This window comes from Sphingobacteriia bacterium, from assembly GCA_017304685.1.
Classification (GTDB): Bacteria; Pseudomonadota; Alphaproteobacteria; order Rickettsiales; family 33-17; genus JAFKLR01.
Genome location: JAFKLR010000003.1, coordinates 1,063,269 through 1,086,143, shown reverse-complemented (window position 1 = coordinate 1,086,143; position 22,875 = coordinate 1,063,269). Strand labels below are relative to the sequence as shown.

The following is a 22,875-nucleotide window of genomic DNA, read 5'->3' as shown; positions in this document are numbered from 1 at the left end:
TTTAGAAATATATATATGACAAAAAATAGAAAATATAAATTTAATATTCTAAAATCTATATTACTTCCAACAGTAATGTTAGCACTTAATGCTTGCGACACTGTCAAAGAACATTGTTATTCACCACCAACACCTGGTATTACTGAGCAACAAACATATTTTGTAAGATCAGACGGGATATTAGTTATTGAAAGAAGTGATCCATTAAATGAATGTCAGATACTGTCAGATTGTAGTAATATACCTGAATATTTTGATGTAATTACCGGTAAACCTAAACCTGAAAAATTCCAACGTGGTAAATGGCAACCGACCATGGATATTTTAGTAAGTAATCAGTCTCAACAAGGTCCAGTATACACCAATCCTGATGACAATCCAGACCCTGATGTTGATCCAAATGCAATTAACAAAATAGGTATTAATGTAACCGGAGAAATATATTTAAAACAAATTGATCATTATGTAACTGTCAATTTTGATGCTCAAAAAAATGTTAGTGATAGTAATGTGCCGCTAGATGTTAAAGTTGGTGATTTAATTGTTATCAAAAGGCTTAACAATGAAAGTGTAAAATTCAGATCAGTAGCAGGTTTTGACGATGAATATTATAAATATGTAAATCCGGAATATGTTAACAATCCACCGAATAAGGAAACAGAATTTGATACTTTTAAAAATCAAATATTAAGGGCACCAATTGCAAATCCAGATCAAGCTTTTATTTCAGCTTTCGGATATTGTCGTAATAAACTACCTGATAATCCATATTATCAATATTATAAAGATGTTTATGCACCTTTAGTAAAAAGTGCACTTGAGGCAAACACAACTCCTTCACCTCCTCCTACAATGCAATATCTACCGGATAATGATACATATTATAAAAACTGTTTCCATTATGATGGCAGAGGCTTAGCAATATCTGTTAATAATCAACAAACTATTAAACCTGCAGAACATCCATTTGTTTCTACAGGCGCTTTTACAAATAAATATTTTTATAGTAAAGAAGATGATTCAAAGATATTGCATTACTTTAAGGCTCCTTCAAGTGGGACATTAAACTTTAAGTTAGACAAGTCATTTTTCAAAAATGCTAAACATTTTGTCGGTAACTATACATTAAAAATTGAACGTCATACAAATTTAGCACGTAATGGCGAAATGATGAGAATAGTTATAGCTGATGCAGGATTAAATTTAAATAATGATGGATTTGATGTTGAAGAAGCTAAAAAACAAGATCAAATAATTGAGTATGAACCAATAATTGGCGGTAATGAAATAGTTCCTAAAAAAAGCGGGACTATTTGGTTTAAAATAGTAGATACTGATTATAATGATAACTTAGATCAATATACAGTTAATATCAGTAAGGTGCGTTCATATACAGGCTGGACCAGTGGTTATAATGATTTTATAATTCCTTTAAAAAGGAAAGTATATGAGACCGTTAGAAATACATATACAAGGACAATAGGAGATACACGCTTTCAATTAATTGTTAAAGCTGCAGTCACTTTATCTCTCATAATGTACGCTCTTGCATATCTACTTGGTATGGTGAAAGAACCTTTAATGGAATTTACCATAAAGTTGTTAAAAATAACTTTAATTGGATTTTTAATTTCTTCAAGTAGTTGGGAGTTTTTCCATGATCATATGTTTGTGATTTTTGAAACTGGTACTGACACATTAATCCGAAAAGCTTCAATGGTTGATGAATTCTCAACGCCATTTTCTTGGATGGATGATACTTTTTACCGTTTCTTAAGCCCTTATATGGGAGTAAGGATAGCGTCTTTATTATTATTAGGACCATTTGGAATACTAATTATAGCACTAATAGGCTATGCTTTATATGTTATCATTATGGTGATGGTAAGAATTTTCCTTATTTATTGTATTATGATGGTATGTACAGCGTTTTTAATTTCGCTCGCACCTTTATTTTTTATATTCTTATTATTTAAAACGACAGAAAGTTTATATACTGAATGGTGGAAATTAACTACATTTATGGCCTTTCAACCAGCAATATTAATAATAGGTACTATTGTAATAATATACATAATGCTTATGATTAGTACTCAATTATTTGGTAGAGACATATGCTGGAAAGATGCGTTAGAAATTTATTTAGTTATTTTTGGCTTTATTAAAATTAAACTAGCAACCCTTAAATTTTATCGAGCTGAAGGTATGGACATGGTGGCATGGTTCATTGGAGGTCCGCCTGTAAATGACTCTGCTGTAAAAGAGCAATTTTTAATATATTATCGCTTATTTTTACAAGCTGTGGGCTTCCTTATGATAATAAAAGTATTACAACAATTTGTTGGTTTCTCAGAATCGTTATCAAGAACTTTCTTTGGATTACATAGAGGTGGCAGTGGTGCCAATCAGGCATTAGAAACTGTTTTTGGTCGTGTTAAATCTATTGCAGTTGCAATTATGACCGGTGGTAAAGCAGGGTTAAAAGATTTAGTGAAAATGGCTGATAAGAAAGGTGGAAAAAAAGACGAATAATGGAATTTAAAAATATATGTTAAAACAAAGTGTAAAATTCATTCTAGCTTTTTTAATTTGTATAGTTTTATCATCATGTGATACAACATATAAATGCATTTCTGCCGATAACTTTGGTCAATTTAAAGAATTTGCTATACTAGCTACTAAAAATGTAGAGGCAAAAATTGGTACATATCCTGTAACTCAAACAAATTCTTGGGTTGATTCTGGCCAAATTGTAAGTGGTAGCGAAGATTTAATTATAATTGTTAAAAATACTTCAGGTGATTCTGTTTCGCATTGGTTCCATGACCAGGCAAAATATGTTAAAGGAGCAGGGCTTTATATGCTTCTTACAAGTGATGATCCAAATGTTAACGTTACTAAAATGAGTAATCCTGTCTACCAGGATGAAAAGAGTAAGATTTATCATTTGGGATGTGACTCAGACTCTGGAGCTACTTGTCCTACTTATAATGGGGAGCCTGCGGGTGGTATTGTGGTTCCTGCTGAGGAAGCGCAACGATATGGTGGGAAAAAAATATATTTTAAAATTGTTGATAGTTTTTATGAGATGAATAAAGGAGGGTACCAACTCGTACTTCGTAGTGGATTTCAAAAAGATATAAATGATCCAATAGCCCTTTTAACAAAACATGTAGAAGATCATGTAAAAAAAGCAACTCGTACAGTTTATGAAGGTATAAGAACAAATATTGATTATGTATTAATTTTACAAGCGTTGCTCATAGTTTATATCGCTTTCTACGGATTATTATTTACCATGGGAATGATTAAGGGAACCACTGGTGAATTTGTATTAATGTGCACTAAAGTAGGAATAGTAGTAGCAGTTATAAGTGAACAAAGCTGGAATTTCTTTAATAATCATCTTTACACAGTCTTTCTTGATGGTGTTTTAAGTTTAGCCTCTATAATGGTTGGTTATTCAGGTAACGCAGGAGGAGTTTTTGGAGATATTTTAACTTCAATTGCTAATGACGGTGTGTTTAATAAAATCGTCGGTATAATATTTACTGATTTCGGTGTTGGATTACTATTCTTCATCATATTTGGTATATGTGTAATTATACTAGCCTTTGCTGTCGGCTATGCAGCTTTAATATATTGTTTATCATATCTTGCAATAGGATTCCTAATATCAATTGCTCCTTTCTTTATTCCATTTGTCTTATTTAAAAGAACATTTCAAAGTTATATAATAGGTGGGTGGTTAAAGGTATTAATTGCAAACTTTATGCAAATAATTATTATTCTTAGTTTTTATGGATTTTTCCGGGATGTAGTTTTAGATCAATTTAAAAGAAACTTAGGTTTTCCAGTTTGCTGGGTAAGAATTGGTGGAACAGATTTAATACCGCTTTATAATTGGAAAGTGCAAATTACACCTATAATGCGAGTTATAGACATTCCAAGTTATTATTTTGACCCTTATTCAAACGTAATGTGTAAACCTTATAGATGTAGAGGGTTTAGATATATAGACCTTCCATTTCTTATCCCTTCGCCTGCACGAATAAAAGCAATTGGTGGAGACAGTATGTTAACCTTAAATGGTGATTCACTGGCCGATGAAGGAGATAGAGCAAAAAGAGGCTGGTGGCTAAGTTATCAGCATGATCAGGATTTAATTGATTATTTCTTAGTGAAACAAGTGCCAAAATCAGAAGAGGGTGGAACACTTCTCTTTATGGTGGTCATATTCTATTTTGCAAGCTTTATAGTAAGTACAATTGCTAAACAATTAAGTGGTATGGCATTTAGCTATGGTAGCGGCGGAGGTATTGATATTGTTGATAAGATGGGTCAAGGAGCCTTCAAGCTTGCAGCGGTCGATGCTGCAAACGCTGCAACAAAAGCTGCAAGCTTTGACCTTCACAAAAGAATTGCTAAAGGCGGTAGAAAAGGTGCAATGTATGTTGGCTGGATGGGTGGTAATTCATGGGATGGCTCGGATGCAAGAACATTTGCTGGAAATTTTGAACGTATGAACCAACTTCACTTTACTGACCATAATGGTGCAGATCAAATAATAGATAAGGATCAATTAAAATTACTTGATAGACTTGGTAAAGCAGATTTAGCACAAAATGAATATAATAAACTTGAAGATATGCTTTTAGCACCTTCACGTGAATTTGAAAGTATACGTTATGAAGATGGTGGTGAAGAAATTAAATTTACAGATAAAGACGATAAAAAGTTAAGATTATATGCTCACACCGATGAAGAAAAATTTGATAAAGAGTTTAATAAATACTTTGAAGGTGATGATAATACTAAGTTTGAAAAAAATATTGCTGGTAATAATGGGGCAACTCGTACCCTTAGAAAAAGCGAAATTAGGGATTTTTACAAAAGTAATAACGCTACTGATTTTAAAAATTCATGGTAAAACAATGAAGTTATTTCTTTTTGGAATTAATTGAAACTTCATAAGCTTTATCAAGCCAGATTTGTAATAAATCCTGATCTTCCATTATTTCAATTGGCACTTTCCAATAAGGCATTTTTACTTTCTTATCTTTGCCATCATAAGTAAAAGGTTCTGAATCATATTTTTCATAATTCTTTTCAGTAGTTAAATTAGTTTTAAAATATAGCTCATCATCTATAATTAAACCAATTATTACGCTATTTTTATAAATACTATGGCCGCCAAACATAGCACGAGCGGTAATACTTCCAAAAGGTGAAAGTAGTTCAATAATATAGTTTACGTATTCCTTACTATTCATTTTTATAAATCTAAAAGTGAATATATTTTTTGCATGATAAAATTATATTGCATAGGATAGGTAATTTTTTTCATTACCCAATTCATAATATCGTTATCGTCTTCGTTTAAAAAATCGTAATATATTTTAAGTTCACTATCGTTTAAATGAGGAAGTTCAGTATTTGCAAATTTTGTTAATACAAAATCTGATTCCTTAGAACCACGATGAACGCTTAAGTAATGTAATCTTTTCAAAAATAAAACTTTGTCTTCAAATATATCTCTATTCATTTTCACTTGCTTGAGTATAAAGTTTTTTATAATAAGTACTTTTATTTATAAGTGCTTCATGAGTACCACTTTCAATAACATTACCATTTTTCATTACAAAAATAACATCAGCATTAATTATAGTTGAAAGTCTATGAGCTACAATAATAGTAGTTTTACCTTTTCTAATAGCTTTAAGATTTTCGGTTATTTGGGCTTCAGTAATGTTATCGAGGCTTGAAGTTGCTTCATCAAGAATCATTATTGGGGCATTTTTAAGAATTGCTCTTGCAATTGCAATTCTTTGTCTTTGGCCACCTGAAAGTTTAATGCCAGAATGACCAACTAATTCTTGATATTTATGTGGTAAATGTTCAATAAAAACACTAGCTGCAGCTGCTTTACTTGCTTCAATTATTTCTTCTTCTGAAGCATTAAATCTACCATAAGCTATATTATTAATAATTGTATCATCAAAAATAGCAACTTCTTGAGTTACAATAGATATATTATCTCTAAGTGATTTTAAAGTAACGTCTTTAATTTCCTGGTTATCAATTAAAATTTCACCACTATTACAATCATATAGTCTAAGTAATAAATTTATAATAGTTGATTTACCACTTCCTGATTCACCAACTAGTGCTACAGTTTTTCCTGCAGGAATGTTTAAGCTGAAATTATTTAAAATATTTTTGCCATTCGGGTAATCAAATGTAATGTTTTTAATTTCAATATTACCGTTTAGTACTTCTAATTTATGAGCTGTAGGTAAAGAAGTGATGGTTGGTTTAGTATTAAGAAGAGTAAAGAAACGTTTTGAAGCTGCTAAACCTTCTTGTAAGTTAGTGTTTAAATCAGTAAGAGTTTTAATAGGTTTATAAGCCATAATTAAAGCAGCTATAAATGAGAAGAAGCTTCCTGCTGTTGTAGTTCCATTTATGACTTCCAAACCTCCGTACCAAATAACAAGTGCGATTGCGATCCCACTTATTGATTCCATAATTGGTGAAGAGAGTGATTCAGTACGTGCAGCTTTAATAAATAAATTTAATATAGAATCAATAATCCCTTTAGCTTTTGAAATTTCGTATTCTTCATTAGCATAAGATTTTATTATTCTAATATTCTTAAATGTTTCATCAAGTTGTACTGTATAAGTTCCTAACTCTTCTTGAGTTCTAATAGCTATTTTACGCATTCTTTTACCAAGTCTTAAAACTGGATAAATTAATAACGGAAACACTGTAAAAGCAATTAATGATAAGAACCAATTTTGGTAAAACATTACTCCAATTAAAAATACTATTGATAAAAAGTCTCTAGCGATACCAGTTAAAATTACTGATACAGATGAACGCATTGTATTAATATCAATAGTAAATCTTGAAATTAATTTTCCTGTAGAAAAGCTATTAATAAGCGCTAAATCAGAATATATTAAATGCCTGTATAAATCGACCTGCATGTCAGTTATAATTTTTTGCCCCAAAGTTTTCATTAAAAAACTCTGGAAATAAGCTGCCAACCCTTTAGATACAGAAATACCAAATACAATAAAAGTTATTGAGTATAGCATGCTCGGATTTTTACTAATAAAAATATGATCTAGCATTGGGCGAATCATATATGCATTAGCGCCATTACCTGCAGCTACAATAACCATAGCAATTATGGCAAGAATAATATTTCTTTTATATTTAAAAATATATTTGCCAAAAAGCATTTTTAAAAGGTGTAGGTTGGAGAATTCCATTTGTTCTTAAGTTCCAGCTATAGTCATTTTTTCAATTAACACTGAAGGTGAATTAATTGCATATTTCATTTCAAGGTCATTTGCGATTTGCATGGACTTAAACATATCTTTTAAATTCGAGGCAATTGTAAATTCGCTAACAGGGAACATGATTTCACCATTTTCAACATAGAGACCCGAAGCACCTTGGCTAAAATTTCCAGTAAGTATATTTACACCACCGCCAAATAATCCGGTAATTATAATACCCTTTTTAATACCTGCCACTAACTCATCAATTGTTGTTTTACTTGGTTCCAAATAAAAATTACTATTTGTAGGATAAGGGTTTGTACTAATTCCACGACTTGCATGAGCAGTAGAAGCTAAACCTAATTGATTAGCAGATCTAATATCTAATAACCAAGACTTTAAAACTCCTCTTTCAACAATTGTAGTTTTTCTACATTCTAATCCTTCAGCATCAAAGCTTCTGGAAACTACACCACGTTTAATAAGAGGGTCATCATAAATATTAATATTAGAGTCAAAAATTTGTTTATTAAATTCATTTTTAAGGAAACTTGTCCCCCTTGCAATAGTAGCCCCATTAATACTACCTGCAAATTGGCTTATTAGTGACGAAGCAAATCTATTTGGAAATAAAACTGGCCCTTCAAAGGTTTGGATTTTTTTAGGGTTAAGTTTTGTTAACGCACGAATGCCTGCAGTTTGACCAATTTTCTCAGGTTGGCTTAAATCAGTGAAAAATCTTTTACTTGAAAAGTCATAATCGGTTTCCATTGCCTGATCTTTGCCAGCAACAACTGAACAACTGATAGCAAAATTGCTTGAAGCTGAACTTTTAACAAATCCATTAGTTGTTGCAAGAGCAAAATATGATTTATTTTGAGAAAAATTTGCACCATCACTATTTGTAACACCTTCAATTTCATAAGCAGAATTTTCAGCTCTTAAGGCTAGTTCCTTCATTTTTTCTTGGCTGATTTTTGTGTCATCAAACAGTTCTAATTCATGATTAATTTTAGTTATTTCATGAGATTCAGCAATGCGACTAAAATTATCTTCCGGAGCTTCCTTAGCCATGCTTATAGCTCTTTCTACTAAAGTGTCCATGCTTGTTTTATCAAAATCACTTGTTGAGACCATGGCATGTTTTTTACCCACAAACACTCTTAAAGCACAGGTTTGATTCCTGGAATATTCAGCTTGATCAACTTTACCATTTCTGACAGAAATTTGTTCTGCGGTATCGTCAACAATAATACTATCCGCGCTGCTTGCACCCTTGCTTGTAGCTAAATTATTAAGATCGACAAGGAAATTAATCAGGTTATCGTTTTGCATTCTACATCCACTTTGTTTTTATTATAAAATATAGAAAATTATCATAAATGCAAAAGATATGTTTTAAATTTGCTTAGATAAATCTTAGGGTACTTTATATATTCCATAAAGTAAGCATGACATAAGTTAACAAAAAGTAAAGATTATTTTGACAATTAATAATATTAAATGTATAACAATTTCAACTTAAAATATAAAAGTAGAATTTTTATGCAAGAAAAATATTATGTTTTTGAAAATTATAGAAATAATCCAGATGAACATAATGAAATGTTAGTTGCAAAAAACTATTTGGAATTATTTTTAACTCTTGAATACTTTCCAGTAAATTCTTTTGATTCTTATGAAAATTTTGAGAAATATGCTAAAAACTTAATTAATAAATTGAATAAGATAGAAAGAAGCGGCGAAATTGATTTAAGTGAATTAACTAATGACGATAAAGATACATTTTTTGAAATACTGATTTCTCCAGATAAATATACTAATTTTAATAAAAGATTTAGATTCAATAAAAATGAAGAAGTAGTAGATATTAACTTTAGTCATTGCCGTAAATGGGTCATAGATTTTTTAGAAATATGTTTAATTAACCACTATGCTTCTTTTAAAAACTTTGGCAATCAACAAAATTTTTATGAATTATCTCAGCAAGAAAATATTGATAAATTATTTGATAAAGATAAAAATTTTACTGACCCCCCGCATCAAATTTTTATAGATTTAGTAACACCTAATAAAAAGCTTTTAAAAGAAATGCAGGATAATTTAGGGTGGAATAAAAGTAAAATATTATCAAACCTAGAAAAATTAAAAGATAAAAATGAACTAGATTTTAATCAGGCAGGAAGAGCAGCTCAAAGAGAGTGGTCACAAGCTGTATGGCAGCAAGTGGTTAACCTGCAACAACCTCAAATTCAAGATCCGCGTGAGCAAGAAAGAATTATTAGAAATACAGAATTATTTCAAAGAAAAGTTGATGAAATTATTCCAATATTAAAATATATTGATAATACGAAGCTTGCTAGAGGAATTAAGAAATTAGAAAATGGAATTGAAAGAATCTCACATATTGTAAAATACTTCTTCTTTTTCGTCAATATTTTAAAAATATTTCCTGTAATTTTAAGAATGTCAATTTTGGCGATTGCAATGCCTATCCAATCGCTTTACAATTTTGGTAAATGGGTAAAAACAAGGAACAAAGAGAATTTTAAAAAAATTGTAAAGCCTTATTTTATACTTTTACTTCCAGTTAAGCATGGTCAATTCAGAATAAAATCATTATTTGAAACGGGAATCGCTGAAGTTACAACGCTTCATTCGATTTTATTTTTAGTAGCGTCTAATAGAAGTAAATATATAAAAAACTTTAGATATTCTAGTTTAGTAATTAAATCGCTTTTAATTAATAGTTTGAAATTATTCACAGGGCAAAGTCGATCATTTCTAAGGTTTCCTGTGCCATCCATAATTTTCCTACAAACTGCATATGAGGTATTTACATTTTCTAAAATACATAGGGCAAGCAAAATGAGGGAATTAAAAGTTTTTGGTATCAGTACATTATTAAATATACCGTTAATAGCAATTTCATATTATTTTCCAGTTACCCAAGCTATTGTGTTGCCATTAAATTACTATGGTGGAATATTTTTTGATATACACACCCTATCTAAGTTCCTTGGTGGCCCTAAGAATTATGTTAATTGTATGAAAGAATTATTAACTGGTAAGATTATAAAGCCTTTCGCGTTTATTAATCCTTTTAATTTTGTTAGTTTTTCAGACTTTTTTAGAAGTATTATTGATCCATTTAGATTTTCCAATCGCTTAGGATCTGCAAATTTAATTGGAAATATTAAAGTGTTTGGTAAATCAAATTATTTTACTTTTGCTTTTTATGCAGTAGCACCATCATTAATTATTTCGGCAATTAAAAAGGTTTGTAATAAATTGACGGGGAACGAAGAAGGAAATAATGATAGAGAATCTAGAATTCTTAATACTGTAAGTGTTTATTACGATAATTTAGCTAATAGGGAAAATATCGCATATGAATATTTGCCCAATAATAATTCTCTATTTGGGCTTAGAGATGCTCGCCATAATAATTTAGATTTGTTGATGCCTTTGAATGTGAGTCAAATAGAGAGCAAATAGAGCAACCTCATCAACCTCAAGCGCAAGTTCCATAAGTTGTAGCAATTTAAATATAATAAAAATTAAATTAATCAGTTTAAGAACTGATTAATTTGATCTTTTCTAATATTAACTTATATGTTCTTCTATATATAATAGCATTTCTTGTTCAGGCATGTTTAATAGATCTTTAGTCAAGGTTTTACTAACCTTATCAATAATTTTTTTATCTAATTTATGTTTTAATATACCTTCGAATTTCGGAGATGCTATGAGAATCATTTTATCAAAATTATCTTGCTCAGATTTTATGCAGTTAGCAATTTCTTTTGCAAATTTATCCCACTCTTTTTCTTTAGGGTCGGTATTAGGTTCATAAGTTACTCTAGTACTTGAAAACGGTTTATCAGGTCTTCCTCTATCATCATCCACTAAATCTACAATTTTCATACGACTTTCTTCATGAGTAAGATGCTTAAGTAAGGTGAAATGGTTAGGTTTTGAATAAGTATATAATTTACAATCTGATGAATTAGCCACTAATATTCCTATCATCCTTTCCTCCTTTTAATGTTAAATTAAACTTTGGTAATTTGATAAGTTCTTGGAATATAAAATTTTACTATATTATTAAGCAAAATTCACTAAAAAACTTTAACGATTCGGTTTAAAGGTGTTTTTAATAAAGTCTTGAAAGGCAAAGGTTTTTTATAATTGTTAATTATAAAATAAAGTATATAATACTTAATATTATTTTACTAATTAACTAATAATAAAGATTTTTATGCGTTACCATATAATATTTGATAATAAAGAAGTGTCCTGGAAATATTCGATTCCATTAAATCAAGAAGAGTATAAAAAATACACTCATAATGGTGTGGGGTTTAAGATCACTGATAAAATACTTAATGAGCAATTTAATAAAATTAGTGATGAAGAGTTAATTCAAAAAATCCTTACGGAAGTTAGAAATATTCCAGAAGATAGCTTAAAGGCAGAAGGTGTTTCCACTTTTTACCATATATCATTCCCAACAAATATAACAGGTTATTACTCCTATTGTAATAATACTATTCAATATAAGGATAATATCGGAGAAAAATTAACAGTTAATTTTAAATCAGTTCAGCAAGAGCCATCTGAAACTGAAATAATTATTAGGGACAAAGAAAATAATCATGCTGAACTTGCAAGATTTTTCAATTCCAGTGCTGGAAATATTTATTTAAAAGATGAAGATGGTGAATATACAAAAGTGCATTATGAAATGTCAGCAAATTTTAATAAAGCGGATGTAGCAGAACTTTTGGAATGTATAGATACAATTAATATTCCTGAAGGGCAAGATATTGGTAATCATACATATGCATCTCATATTGAGTTTGATTATTATACAAAATAATAAAAAAGGTAGAGTTTAATAATTGACTCTACTTTTTATCCTTTCATATTTTATTCAATATATACAGGTACGTGGAATTTATATTCTCTCATTTCCGGGAAGGCTTTAGGAATAGGGTCAAATTTTCCAAGTTCCTTTAAAATATCTAAGAATTCATAGTTATTTTTTTCATCATCAGTTTCTTGAATCAGCCTCATTCCTTTAACAATGCCATTTCTTTCCACTTTTAATTCCACAACAAATTCGCCTTGGAGATTTTCATGTTCATCAATATGTTTTTCCAGCACAACAGCAATTGCATGAGAAATTTTATCTTCATATTTTTTCGTCATATCTTTTATTTGGGATTTAGAAAGCTTTTTAACTTCCTTTTTTTGCTGATATTGTTCTTGTTTATTTTTAGTAATAGTTTTAGGTGCTTCATGTAAATCTTTTTCATGTTTAGCATGAGGTACTTCAGTTTTTTGTTCAAAATTTATATATACAATTTGTTCAGTCTGAGTTTCTTTTATTATAATTTGGTTTTGAAACAATTCAAAGAAAATAGGTACAATAATACTTAAGTGAAATAACGTTGAAAAGATAAAAAAGTGATATCTCTCAATTTTTATCCTTGCATGAGGATTAAAAAAAATTGAGAATTTATTATTTAAAAAATTAGGCCCTAAATTAAATCTAGGGCCTAATTTTTTATTATTGTCCTGCTGAAGCTGAAGGTTCAATTTGAATATTCACTTTTAAGTTATACTTCTTATTTAAGCCTTCCATATAATTATTTATAGCTTTTTCCTGAAGGTTTTGTTTAAGATTTGGTTGAAGTTCTTCAAAGCTTGGAGCTTTAATTTTTCTTGCATCTTCAACTGCTAAAATGTGCCAACCGAAATCAGTTTTAAAAGGTTCTGACATTGTGCCAACTTTAGTTTCAAAAGCAACTTTTTCAAATTCAGGAATCATTTGACCATGTCTCATATAACCTAAATCACCACCTTTTTCTTTACTTGCAGTATCAACGGTATGTTTTTTTGCTACTTCAGCAAAGTTTTTACCTTTCTTATCTAGTTCTTTAATTACTTGTTTAATTTCATCTTCAGTTTTTACTAGAATATGCTTAACTTTTCTTTCTTCTTGATTTTCTATTTGCATAGTAATTTCTTTATAAGCATCTTTTACTTTCTTATCAGTAATTTCAGGCTCAATAATAGATTTTAAGAAATGTTTTTGAATAATAGTTTTTTTAAGTTCTTCATATTCTTGTTTAATTTCATTTGTTTCTTTAAAGCCGTTATTTTCTGCTTCTTTTAAAATTATTTGAGAGAGAGCAAAGCTTCTTGCAATATTATGTTGTGCTTCTTTTGGGAAATCGTCAAAAGATTTAATACCATTTGGTAAGTTTCCACCACCGAACATTTTTAATTTGTCTTCAACTTGCTTCTTTGTAATTTTAACATCATTATATTCAGCTACGACATCATCAGCTGCTATTGCATTTAAACTAACAGTTGTTGCAAGCACAAGTGGTAGAGAAAATATTGCAAAATTTTTAAACATTATATATAACCTCTTAAATAATTAAATTCGTAGTTTTTATACTTTTAGAGTATTTTTCACAAAAAATACAGTATTTTTTCTGTAATTTTACGAAATTTTTGTTATAAAAGAGTCTAATATAATATAAGTCATACTTGCAAGGAGAAATAATGTTCATAGCCCTAGCTAATAAAATTTTCGGCACCCCTAATCAAAGAGTTTTAAATTCTATTAAGAAAACAGTAGTTGAAATTAATGAGCTTGAACCTAAAATTTCACGACTTAGTGATAACGACTTAAAAGGGCAAACTGAAAAACTTAAAAATCGTCTAAAGGCTGGCGAAACATTAGATGATATTTTACCAGAGGCTTTTGCAACCGTTCGTGAAGCTGCTAAAAGAACATTAGGACAAAGACATTATGATGTTCAATTAATAGGTGGAATAGTACTTCATAGAGGTATGATCTCTGAAATGCGTACAGGGGAAGGTAAAACATTAGTATCAACATTACCAGCTTATTTAAATGCTTTAACTGGTGAAGGTGTTCACATTGTTACAGTTAACGATTACCTTGTACAAAGAGATGCGAAATGGATGAGTAAAATTCACGAATTTTTAGGGCTGACAGTTGGCTATATTTCAGGTGGAATTACAGAAGAAGAAAGACAATTAGCTTATAAAGCGGATATTACCTATGGATCTAACCATGAATTTGGTTTTGATTATCTTAGAGATAATATGAAATATGACCCTAGTACAATTGTACAAAGAAAATTAAAATACGCAATTGTTGACGAAGTAGATTCTATTCTTATTGACGAAGCAAGAACTCCTTTAATTATTTCTGGCCCAACAGACGATCATTCAGAACTATACATAAAAATTAATAAGCTTATTCCATATTTAAAACCTGAGCATTACGAAAAAGATGAAAAAAGTAGAGGTATCTATTTAACCGATGAAGGTAACCATTTTGTTGAAGAATGGTTAAATGAACAAGGAATCATGGAAGGTGGTTTATATGAAGTTGGAAATATAACTTATCTTCATCATACAAATCAGGCTTTAAGAGCTCATTTAATGTTTACTAGAGATGTGGATTATATAGTTAAAAATAAAGAAGTATTAATTATTGATGAATTCACTGGCCGTATAATGGATGGTAGACGTTATTCTGAAGGGCTTCATCAAGCATTAGAGGCTAAAGAGAATGTTTCTATTAAAAATGAAAACCAAACTCTTGCTTCAATAACTTACCAAAATTATTTTAGGCTTTATGAAAAATTAGCCGGAATGACTGGTACAGCGATGACTGAAGCCTCAGAGTTTAGAGAAATTTACAATTTAAAAGTAGTAGAAATTCCTACTAATTTACCAGTTAAAAGAATTGATGAGGATGATGAAGTTTATAGAACCTCAAATGAGAAATATAACGCAATTATAAAGCTAATTAAAGACCGTAATAAAGCAGGGCAGCCTATTCTTGTTGGTACTACTAGTATTGAAAAATCAGAACTTATTTCTTCAATGCTTCAAAAGGAAAAAATAGCTCACCAAGTTTTAAATGCTAAATATCATGAGCAAGAAGCACAAATAATTGCTCAGGCTGGTCGTAAAGGAGCGGTAATGATTGCAACCAATATGGCAGGCCGTGGTACTGATATTATGCTCGGTGGTAATTTGGAAATGAGCATTAAAAATGCAACAATAGATCTTACCGATCAGGAAGAAATTAAAAGAGTTACAGCAAAGGTAACTTCAGATTATCATCGTGAAAAACAAGAAGTATTAGAAGCCGGTGGATTATTAGTTGTTGGTACAGAACGTCATGAAAGTAGACGTATTGATAACCAATTAAGAGGTCGTTCTGGTCGACAAGGTGACCCTGGTAGAACTAAATTCTTCCTTTCGCTTGAAGATGATTTAATGCGTATATTTGGTTCAGATAGACTTGCTGAAACTATGAAACGTCTTGGTATGGAAGAAGGTGTTGCAATATCACATCCGTGGGTAACTAAAGCTTTACAAAAAGCGCAGCAACGTGTTGAAGCCCGTAACTATGATATTCGTAAAACTCTTTTAAGATATGACGATGTAATGAACGAGCAAAGGGTTGTTATTTACGAACAAAGAAGAGATATTATTGCATCAAATGATGTATCGGAAGTTATTCAAAATATGTTAATTGAAAACGTTCAAGAAATTATAGGAAGATATATTTCTGAGAGAGAGTTAATCGAAAATTGGGATTTTGAAAATCTTTCAAAAGATCTTAAAGCATTACTTGGTGAAGAAATTGGTCTAAATGATTTAAAGGGTAGAGAAGGTTTAACTTTTGAAAAAACTGAAGCAGAAATAATAAACCTTGCTATTGAATCTTTTAAGCGTTTAGAAAAGCAATATAACGATGAAATTATGCGTTTTGCAGAGAAAAGATTCTTACTTCTTACTCTTGACCAATTATGGAAAGACCATTTACTTATGCTCGATCATTTACGTCAAGGAATTGGGCTTAGAGCATATGGACAGAAAGATCCATTGATTGAATATAAGAAAGAGGCGTTTAATTTATTTAAAGCTATGCTTGACCATTTAAGAGTAATAGTTATTCAAAGAATTGGCCATATGGAAATAACAGTTGAACGTAATGAGAATATACGTAATCAACCGCTCAAGGGGCCAATGTCAATGGTTGCGCCAAATGAACCAGTGGACGTAAGGCCAGCACCTTCAGGAATGTATGGGAATAAAGTAGGGCGTAATGAAATATGTCCTTGTGGATCCGGTAAGAAATATAAACAATGCTGCGGTAAGATATAAGCTTAGCATTTAGTATAAAATCATAGCTCTTATAACTGTAACTATTTAAATTTAAATGGTTACAGCTTTATGCTGAAGTAAAATTACACTCAGGGATTATATGACTATTAAAGACCCAATACTCCTTAATTTACCATTTAGTATTAAAACTAAAAACTTGTTTATAAGACCATGTATGCCAGGAGACGGTAAAATGGCATACGAAGCTTTTTTAGAAACAATAGACCAACTGAAAGAATGGTTTGGTTGGGCGCATAATATAAATGAAGCAAATGATATTGAAAAAACTTACAGAATGTTTTTTGCTAATTTTATTTTAAGAAAAGAATTTCAATTTATAATTTTTCAAGAAGAGAAATTTCTCGGCAGTTGCGCTTTACATGACATTAACTGGCGAGTACCTTCTGCAAAAATGGGCTATTGGTGTAGAGAAAGTGAACAAAGAAAAGGTTATATGCGTGAAGCTATTTCTGTATTAACAATATACGCTTTTGAACATATAGGTATTAAACGTTTAGAAATAAACTGTAATGATGAAAATTTACGAAGTGCAAAACTTGCAGAAAAACTAGGATTTAAGTTAGAAGTTATAGCGCCAGGACTTGTTAATGACGCTAAAGGTTCTGAACTTAAAATAGGTAGAAGTTATGCTCGATATAATACAGAAGGTTTAGATAAAGCTATTTTAATAGATATACAAAATAACTTATCTATAAAAACCTGCTGAGTTAGTTAATTGTTCTTGAGTGTTATGATCTTTAACCTCAAATTTTTCATTATTATAAGCTGTTATTGCCGCATTAAAGTTATTTATAATATTTGATAGCGGATTACTTAATGAGGAAAAATTCTTTAGGAATTCATTAAATTTATCTACAAAAAAATAGGCGTTTATTGAAAGGAATATTTTAAATACTTCAACCTGAGCAGAGTCGCTACAATATTCCATTGTTGTAGGATCATTGCGCATATTATAGAATTTATAAAGCATATATTTAAATATTTCGCCATTATTAGATAAAACTATTTCCTTAAAATAATATTCTGATAAATTTTGATGCAAAAATAATGTGTATTCTATCCCGTTAAACTCTGCAAAGCATTTAATTAAATTTTCTTTATGTAGTTTAATAAAATTATCTAATTCATATTCTTCTAATTCTTTTTTATTTAAATCTTTAGGTTCTATATGAACATTAAGAAGTTTGTTTTTAATTTTTAAGGTAAATGGATCGGGAAGCTTTTGAGTGGAAGTATTGCTACTTTTTGACAAAACCTCGTGGGTATAACTTTGTTTAGCAATATCAAAATTTCTAATAATGTCACTTTTAGTAAAATTAGGATCATTGCTTAAATAGTCACAAAATTTTTCAAATTTAGTTGTGAAAAAATCTTCATTAATTTCAAGAAATATTCTAAAAATTTCAATCTGGTCATCATCAGATAGTGAAGTCTTACTAAATTTATCATTCATCTTATAAAATGCATATAGTACATCTTCAAATAATTTTCCATTATTAGATAAAAGAAGAAGCTTAAAACTATGTTCAGAAAGTTTTTCTTGTATTAAATATAAATAATCCAATCCATGAGAGCGTTCAAGGCAGTAAATCAGGTTTCTACTATGTTGATCGATGAATTTTAAAAACCTTAATTTTGTTACTTCTTTTCTTTTTAACCTTTGAGGTGCAAGGAGAATATTAAATTTTTCAGATAAGGTATGATTATTTAAATTACTAGATTTCATAAAATAATGTAATTTGATTTATTAATAATGAAAATATAGTAGTTAATAAACAGTTAAAAGGCAATTAAAAATTAAAGCTCTTATAATTATTAAATAGAAAATTATAGAATTGGTTTTATTTATAAAAGATAAACGAAACCTTGCATAATATACTATTATGTCGGTAATTAGTAAAATATTCTATTGTTATTTTAATTCTTCATTTTTTGTTTTAACAACAGAATAAATAATCCCACCTATAATTAAAGTTAAAGTAACTAGTAATGAAATATGAGGAGGGAATTTATCTATATTAAAAATATCATTAATAAAAATTTTAGATCCTATGAATATTAGGACAATTGATAATGCATGTTTTAAATATTTAAATTTAGTTATAATTGCATCTAAAGCAAAATATAATGATCTTAAACCTAATATTGCAAATATATTACTAGTATACACAATATACGGATCGTTAGTTATAGCAAAAATTGCAGGCACGCTATCAACAGCAAAAATTAAGTCTACGAATTCTATCATAATTAAACTTAACATTAATGGTGTTAAATATAAGGCCGTTTTTTCTCCGTTTATTGGTAGTCTAACCAAAAATTTTTCTTCATGTAGTTCATGAGTGACGCGAAAATATTTAGAAACTAGCTTATATAATAAATTATTTTTAATGTCAGGCTGGTAAGCTCCTGAATTGAACATTTTAATTCCTGTATAAATTAAAAACACAGAGAATATATACATTATCCACTGATATTGTTTAATAACAACTGCCCCAATACCTATCATTATTGCTCGTAATATTATTACTCCAAGAATTCCCCAGAATAAAACACGATGTTGATACTTTGAAGGTATATTGAAAAAGGTAAATATTACTGATATAACAAAAACATTATCTAAGGATAAAGTTTTTTCGATAATAAATCCTGTTAAGTATTCCTTAGCAGCGATTAAACCCATTTGGTTCCATATCCAAAAACTAAATGAAAAACCTATAAAAATATAAAAAAAGGAAATCCATATACTTTTTTTAACTGAAGGTATTGTACCTTTCTTATTTAATAAGCCTAAATCAAGAATTAGCATGATTAAAACAACACTTAAAAAAACTATCCACACTAATAATGATTTTTCCATTTTTAACCTAAAATTGTTTAGTTATATTTTTAAATTGTAAGATATTAATTAATTTTACACAATATTTAAATATATGAAATCATATATTTACTTAATTTAAAAATTAACAAATAATTAACTGATAATAATTATACTCAATTACATAACAACTTATTAGAATTGTACTCATGATAATATATGTAAAAGTTCCTAATGATGGAATAAAACAAATCCCTTTAAATGAGACTGACAATATTCCTACAAATACACTATGGATAGATTTAATTAAAATTAATATTGAAGAAGAAAAAAAACTAGAAGATCTTTTAAAAATTAATATTCCTACAGCAGAAGAAACTCAAAGTATATTTATTTCAAATAGGCTCTATGAAGAAAATAAAGCAATTTACATGTCAATTACCCTCTATCATAGTCAAAAAGGAAATGCAAATTTACTTGAAGCAAAAGTTTTAACTTTTGTACTTGTAAATAAAATATTAATTACTATTCGTGATTTTGAAAGTAACTATCTTTATGATAGTTTAAATTCTGATTCAGAAAAATATTACCTTACCAATTCTAACGCTGGCTTATCACTACTATTAGTATTCTTAAGAAAGATTATTAATGAAGCTGCTTCCTTTTTAGAAGAGATTGGACATAACCTAGATGATCAAAATAAATATATTTTAAATTCAAATATAAATAATAAAAATAAACCAAATCATAAAATGATTCTTAAAGAAATAAATAATATGGGTAACTCAGTATCAAAAATTCGAGAAAGCCTAATTACAATTAGTCGTATGATTATATTTTTATCACAATCAAGTGTAATGGATAATGAGGATAGTGTTGGTAAAAACCTAAAAATCTTTTTAAAAGATATTTCTGCGCTAAGTGATCATTCAACTTTCCTTTCAAATAAAGTAAGTTTTCTGCTTGATGCCCTTCTAGGGTTAATTAATATCGAACAAAATAATATAATTAAAATTTTTTCCTTATTATCTGTAGTGTTTATGCCTCCTACTTTGATAGCAAGTATTTATGGTATGAATTTTGAATTTATGCCTGAATTAAAATGGTTTGGTGGATATCCTGCTGCCCTAATATTTATGTGCATTTCCTCCTGGGTGCCATATAAATATTTTAAAAAGAAAAAGTGGCTTTAGTTTTAAATAGAATGTGCATTAAATTACAAAAGCGTATTATCTACAAGTAAAAAGTTTATAAAATATAAAGAAAAGATATTTTTGATAAAATCAAGCCTGGCGGTTTATTACTTCAACTGTTTTTTCAGTTACTTTTTCAAAATTTTTCCTATGATTAAAACCATTTTTAAAAGTATTAACGCAAGCATTAAAACATTTTGGTATAACGTTAGTTTTAAATAAACGATCACTTACAAAAACTAGCATAGCCATTGATAAGCTTAATCCTACATATGTAAGAATGGTTTTTAGATCAAACTTTTTATTAATATCATTTAAAACTTCATCGGGTAAATATCTAATTTCTACACCATTATTTTGCAGTTCTTTCATTGCTAATATAAAGTTTTTATATTCTGCTGTATTTCTACGAGGTAACTCAGTGGCTATTAAATTTAATTTTTCTAATTTAGGGAACTGAGTTTTTAAATCTTTGATATCATTAGAAGAAATTTTAGTATAATCATTATAAAAATTAAGTGTTAAAGATTTTAAATTCGGTAAAGAAGGTATATTTTTAATATCAGTAATTTTGCTATTAAAATGTAATGAAGTAAGGTCGTTAAAATGCTTTAATTGGTCTAATCCTTCTATATCTTTAAAAGAAAAGTATAAGTATTTTAATTTAGTAAGCTTCGTAATATCCGAAATATTGAAACTATCTCCGATAATTCTAAGAGTTTCTAAGTTAGTCAATTCATTTAATAAATTTTTATTTTTTATTTTATCCCAATTGTTTAAAGCTAATTTTTCAAGTTGCCTTAATTTGCTTATATATGATAAATCATCAAAATTAGAAACATCTGATAAATCTAAATTTATAAGTTGAGTAAGGTTATTCAAATCTTGTAAATTTGTTACTTCTACTTTATCACTCTTTGCATCGACACTCTTGTTATTAATAAATAAAAAATTTTCTTCATAATCACTAGTAATAGTGTAACAATCTTTAGCCATTGCCATAATCAATACCATCAATATAAAATAATTTAATTAATAATAGCTAAAAAAGGGTTAAAAGTCAATGTATAGTTAATAAATTAATAAATATTAATTAAAAAATATTTATATATCAATATTATCAAATCTTAAGGAATTTCAAACAAAAAGGCTAAATCTTTATAAATCCTATAATAGGGTTATAAATTAATAATTTATTTGATTAATAAATAACTTAGATATATCGTACTTTTAATGGATAATTAGTAATTTAATTAATAAATAAATAGGTTTTCTAATCATGATGAACCAAGCTAAAGAAATTTATATTAATCCTAATTTATCAGTTGAGGATAGGTATAATCTCCTTCAAGACTGGGCAAATATTCAAAGGAGCAGTAACGAAAACTTAGAAATACAAACATTTTTTAAAGAACAATTGAAAGATGAAGAAATTTTAAACTACGAATATCACAGAACCTCTCCTCTACTAATTCTAAGAGCTGTTCAAAATGGGTGGATAGATGAAGTTAAATTGCTTCTCAATAAAATTAAGCCTGAAAAGAAAGTTGATTATTTAAACACTAAATATAATAATGGGACACTTTTACATTACCTTATAATTGGCATTTTTAATCAAAAGACCATGAATAATATTGTGTTGGGAAAAAATTATATAGATATTCTAATATTGTTAAGGGATAGCGGAATTAAGCTTAATAAGCCTGATGATGAGAACAAAACGGCCTTTCATCTTATAATTGATATTTACAATGATATTTATCAGCAAGCAAGCCAAGAAACAGGTAAGGTAAAAGAAAGTAATTTAAAAATTAATGCTCGTAATTTAGTGTTTAATTTATTTATACAATTAATGGAAAGCCTAGATTTTGATTGCAACCCGGTTGATAATAATAAGAAAACACCAATTGATTACTTAGACTTATCTAATAAAGATGCTGATGATTTAGCTAAACAATTATCTTTATATTCTAAGGGTAAACTTAAAATTAATAAAATTACTAATGTTCCTGAAACTACAGAAAATAATTTAAATCCAGTAAATAATAATGATTCTAATCGAACAAACCCTAATCCTAATCCAATAAAATGGTTTAATTTTGCTGTTCAAATGGTATGTTTGTTTGCTTTATCTGTTATTTTAGGAATGTTATTGAGGTCAATTTATAACAAAAGGTTTATTAAAGATACTTTAAGCACTTCTAATATAGTCCCAATATTTAATAATACACTTTCTAAAGAACCAGTAACGGAAATGGTACAAAAAAAATTAACACAATCTTATGTTAGTCTTTAAAAACAGATAGTGTAATTATAAATA

Annotated in this window: 18 protein-coding genes; 8 read left to right on the top strand and 10 right to left on the bottom strand. The window is 28.7% G+C overall.

The genetic code is table 11. The features are described 5' to 3' along the window. Positions 1–15: 15 nt before the first annotated feature. Complete coding sequence (locus tag J0H68_05050) at positions 16–2,532, top strand: type IV secretion system protein (GenBank protein ID MBN8828055.1); 2,517 nt, start codon at positions 16–18, stop codon at positions 2,530–2,532. A gap of 16 nt (positions 2,533–2,548) precedes the next feature. Further along, entirely contained in the window at positions 2,549–4,930 is a 2,382-nt protein-coding gene (locus J0H68_05045; GenBank protein MBN8828054.1) for a type IV secretion system protein, read from the top strand. A gap of 10 nt (positions 4,931–4,940) precedes the next feature. On the opposite strand, the gene J0H68_05040 is transcribed toward J0H68_05045, so the two are convergent. The 4 genes from J0H68_05040 to J0H68_05025 are packed head-to-tail and all read right to left on the bottom strand — an operon-like array spanning position 4,941 to position 8,627. Further along, complete coding sequence (locus tag J0H68_05040; protein ID MBN8828053.1) at positions 4,941–5,273, bottom strand: TfoX/Sxy family protein; 333 nt, start codon at positions 5,271–5,273, stop codon at positions 4,941–4,943. A gap of 2 nt (positions 5,274–5,275) precedes the next feature. Beyond that, positions 5,276–5,545: a succinate dehydrogenase assembly factor 2 gene (locus tag J0H68_05035; GenBank protein ID MBN8828052.1), complete on the bottom strand. Its 270-nt coding sequence runs from the start codon at positions 5,543–5,545 to the stop codon at positions 5,276–5,278. Further along, a complete protein-coding gene (locus tag J0H68_05030; GenBank protein MBN8828051.1) occupies positions 5,538–7,250 on the bottom strand; it encodes an ATP-binding cassette domain-containing protein in 1,713 nt (570 codons plus the stop codon). Before J0H68_05030 ends, J0H68_05035 begins: the two co-directional genes overlap by 8 nt. A 36-nt stretch (positions 7,251–7,286) precedes the next feature. Next, complete coding sequence (locus tag J0H68_05025; GenBank protein MBN8828050.1) at positions 7,287–8,627, bottom strand: TldD/PmbA family protein; 1,341 nt, start codon at positions 8,625–8,627, stop codon at positions 7,287–7,289. 210 nt (positions 8,628–8,837) lie between these two features. On the opposite strand from J0H68_05025, the gene J0H68_05020 reads away from it, so the two are divergent. Next, on the top strand, positions 8,838–10,790 hold the full coding sequence (locus tag J0H68_05020; protein ID MBN8828049.1) for a hypothetical protein: 1,953 nt from the start codon (positions 8,838–8,840) through the stop codon (positions 10,788–10,790). A gap of 108 nt (positions 10,791–10,898) precedes the next feature. On the opposite strand, the gene J0H68_05015 is transcribed toward J0H68_05020, so the two are convergent. Continuing rightward, positions 10,899–11,324 (bottom strand): host attachment protein, encoded by a 426-nt coding sequence (locus J0H68_05015; GenBank protein MBN8828048.1) that lies wholly within the window; start codon positions 11,322–11,324, stop codon positions 10,899–10,901. A 229-nt stretch (positions 11,325–11,553) separates the two neighbouring features. Here J0H68_05015 and J0H68_05010 point away from each other — a divergent pair, with 229 nt between their 5' ends. Further along, positions 11,554–12,174 (top strand): hypothetical protein, encoded by a 621-nt coding sequence (locus tag J0H68_05010; GenBank protein MBN8828047.1) that lies wholly within the window; start codon positions 11,554–11,556, stop codon positions 12,172–12,174. A gap of 50 nt (positions 12,175–12,224) precedes the next feature. Here the strand turns inward: J0H68_05010 and J0H68_05005 are convergent, their stop codons facing one another. Beyond that, positions 12,225–12,896 (bottom strand): hypothetical protein, encoded by a 672-nt coding sequence (locus J0H68_05005; protein ID MBN8828046.1) that lies wholly within the window; start codon positions 12,894–12,896, stop codon positions 12,225–12,227. Next, positions 12,868–13,722, bottom strand: coding sequence for a peptidylprolyl isomerase (locus J0H68_05000; protein MBN8828045.1), 855 nt, complete (start codon positions 13,720–13,722; stop codon positions 12,868–12,870). Before J0H68_05000 ends, J0H68_05005 begins: the two co-directional genes overlap by 29 nt. Positions 13,723–13,871: 149 nt before the next feature. Between J0H68_05000 and secA the strand changes: the two genes are divergently transcribed. Together secA and J0H68_04990 are read left to right on the top strand one after the other, a co-directional pair. Beyond that, positions 13,872–16,523, top strand: coding sequence for a preprotein translocase subunit SecA (gene secA / locus J0H68_04995; GenBank protein ID MBN8828044.1), 2,652 nt, complete (start codon positions 13,872–13,874; stop codon positions 16,521–16,523). A 100-nt stretch (positions 16,524–16,623) separates the two neighbouring features. Then, positions 16,624–17,250 (top strand): GNAT family N-acetyltransferase, encoded by a 627-nt coding sequence (locus J0H68_04990; protein MBN8828043.1) that lies wholly within the window; start codon positions 16,624–16,626, stop codon positions 17,248–17,250. On the opposite strand, the gene J0H68_04985 is transcribed toward J0H68_04990, so the two are convergent. Both J0H68_04985 and J0H68_04980 read right to left on the bottom strand, forming a co-directional pair. After that, positions 17,230–18,270 carry a hypothetical protein gene (locus tag J0H68_04985; protein ID MBN8828042.1) on the bottom strand — a complete coding sequence of 347 codons (1,041 nt, stop codon included), beginning with the start codon at positions 18,268–18,270 and terminating at the stop codon, positions 17,230–17,232. The genes J0H68_04990 and J0H68_04985 overlap by 21 nt on opposite strands. A 186-nt stretch (positions 18,271–18,456) precedes the next feature. Continuing rightward, positions 18,457–19,404, bottom strand: a complete 948-nt coding sequence (locus tag J0H68_04980; protein ID MBN8828041.1) for a TerC family protein — start codon at positions 19,402–19,404, stop codon at positions 18,457–18,459. A gap of 167 nt (positions 19,405–19,571) precedes the next feature. On the opposite strand from J0H68_04980, the gene J0H68_04975 reads away from it, so the two are divergent. Beyond that, entirely contained in the window at positions 19,572–20,555 is a 984-nt protein-coding gene (locus J0H68_04975) for a magnesium transporter (protein ID MBN8828040.1), read from the top strand. A gap of 90 nt (positions 20,556–20,645) precedes the next feature. Here the strand turns inward: J0H68_04975 and J0H68_04970 are convergent, their stop codons facing one another. Next, complete coding sequence (locus tag J0H68_04970) at positions 20,646–21,557, bottom strand: hypothetical protein (protein ID MBN8828039.1); 912 nt, start codon at positions 21,555–21,557, stop codon at positions 20,646–20,648. Between the two features lie 277 nt (positions 21,558–21,834). On the opposite strand from J0H68_04970, the gene J0H68_04965 reads away from it, so the two are divergent. Further along, positions 21,835–22,851 (top strand): hypothetical protein, encoded by a 1,017-nt coding sequence (locus J0H68_04965; protein MBN8828038.1) that lies wholly within the window; start codon positions 21,835–21,837, stop codon positions 22,849–22,851. Positions 22,852–22,875: the final 24 nt, after the last annotated feature.

Bases quoted from the DNA above. Each gene is read 5' to 3' on its own strand.
- secA (MBN8828044.1), top strand. From the start codon at position 13,872: ATGTTCATAGCCCTAGCTAATAAAATTTTCGGCACCCCTAATCAAAGA.
- J0H68_05050 (MBN8828055.1), top strand. From the start codon at position 16: ATGACAAAAAATAGAAAATATAAATTTAATATTCTAAAATCTATATTA.
- J0H68_05000 (MBN8828045.1), bottom strand. From the start codon at position 13,722: ATGTTTAAAAATTTTGCAATATTTTCTCTACCACTTGTGCTTGCAACA.
- J0H68_04985 (MBN8828042.1), bottom strand. From the start codon at position 18,270: ATGAAATCTAGTAATTTAAATAATCATACCTTATCTGAAAAATTTAAT.
- J0H68_04965 (MBN8828038.1), top strand. From the start codon at position 21,835: ATGATGAACCAAGCTAAAGAAATTTATATTAATCCTAATTTATCAGTT.
- J0H68_05035 (MBN8828052.1), bottom strand. From the start codon at position 5,545: ATGAATAGAGATATATTTGAAGACAAAGTTTTATTTTTGAAAAGATTA.
- J0H68_05040 (MBN8828053.1), bottom strand. From the start codon at position 5,273: ATGAATAGTAAGGAATACGTAAACTATATTATTGAACTACTTTCACCT.
- J0H68_05045 (MBN8828054.1), top strand. From the start codon at position 2,549: ATGTTAAAACAAAGTGTAAAATTCATTCTAGCTTTTTTAATTTGTATA.
- J0H68_04970 (MBN8828039.1), bottom strand. From the start codon at position 21,557: ATGGCAATGGCTAAAGATTGTTACACTATTACTAGTGATTATGAAGAA.
- J0H68_04975 (MBN8828040.1), top strand. From the start codon at position 19,572: ATGATAATATATGTAAAAGTTCCTAATGATGGAATAAAACAAATCCCT.
- J0H68_05010 (MBN8828047.1), top strand. From the start codon at position 11,554: ATGCGTTACCATATAATATTTGATAATAAAGAAGTGTCCTGGAAATAT.
- J0H68_05015 (MBN8828048.1), bottom strand. From the start codon at position 11,324: ATGATAGGAATATTAGTGGCTAATTCATCAGATTGTAAATTATATACT.
- J0H68_05025 (MBN8828050.1), bottom strand. From the start codon at position 8,627: ATGCAAAACGATAACCTGATTAATTTCCTTGTCGATCTTAATAATTTA.
- J0H68_04980 (MBN8828041.1), bottom strand. From the start codon at position 19,404: ATGGAAAAATCATTATTAGTGTGGATAGTTTTTTTAAGTGTTGTTTTA.
- J0H68_04990 (MBN8828043.1), top strand. From the start codon at position 16,624: ATGACTATTAAAGACCCAATACTCCTTAATTTACCATTTAGTATTAAA.
- J0H68_05030 (MBN8828051.1), bottom strand. From the start codon at position 7,250: ATGCTTTTTGGCAAATATATTTTTAAATATAAAAGAAATATTATTCTT.
- J0H68_05020 (MBN8828049.1), top strand. From the start codon at position 8,838: ATGCAAGAAAAATATTATGTTTTTGAAAATTATAGAAATAATCCAGAT.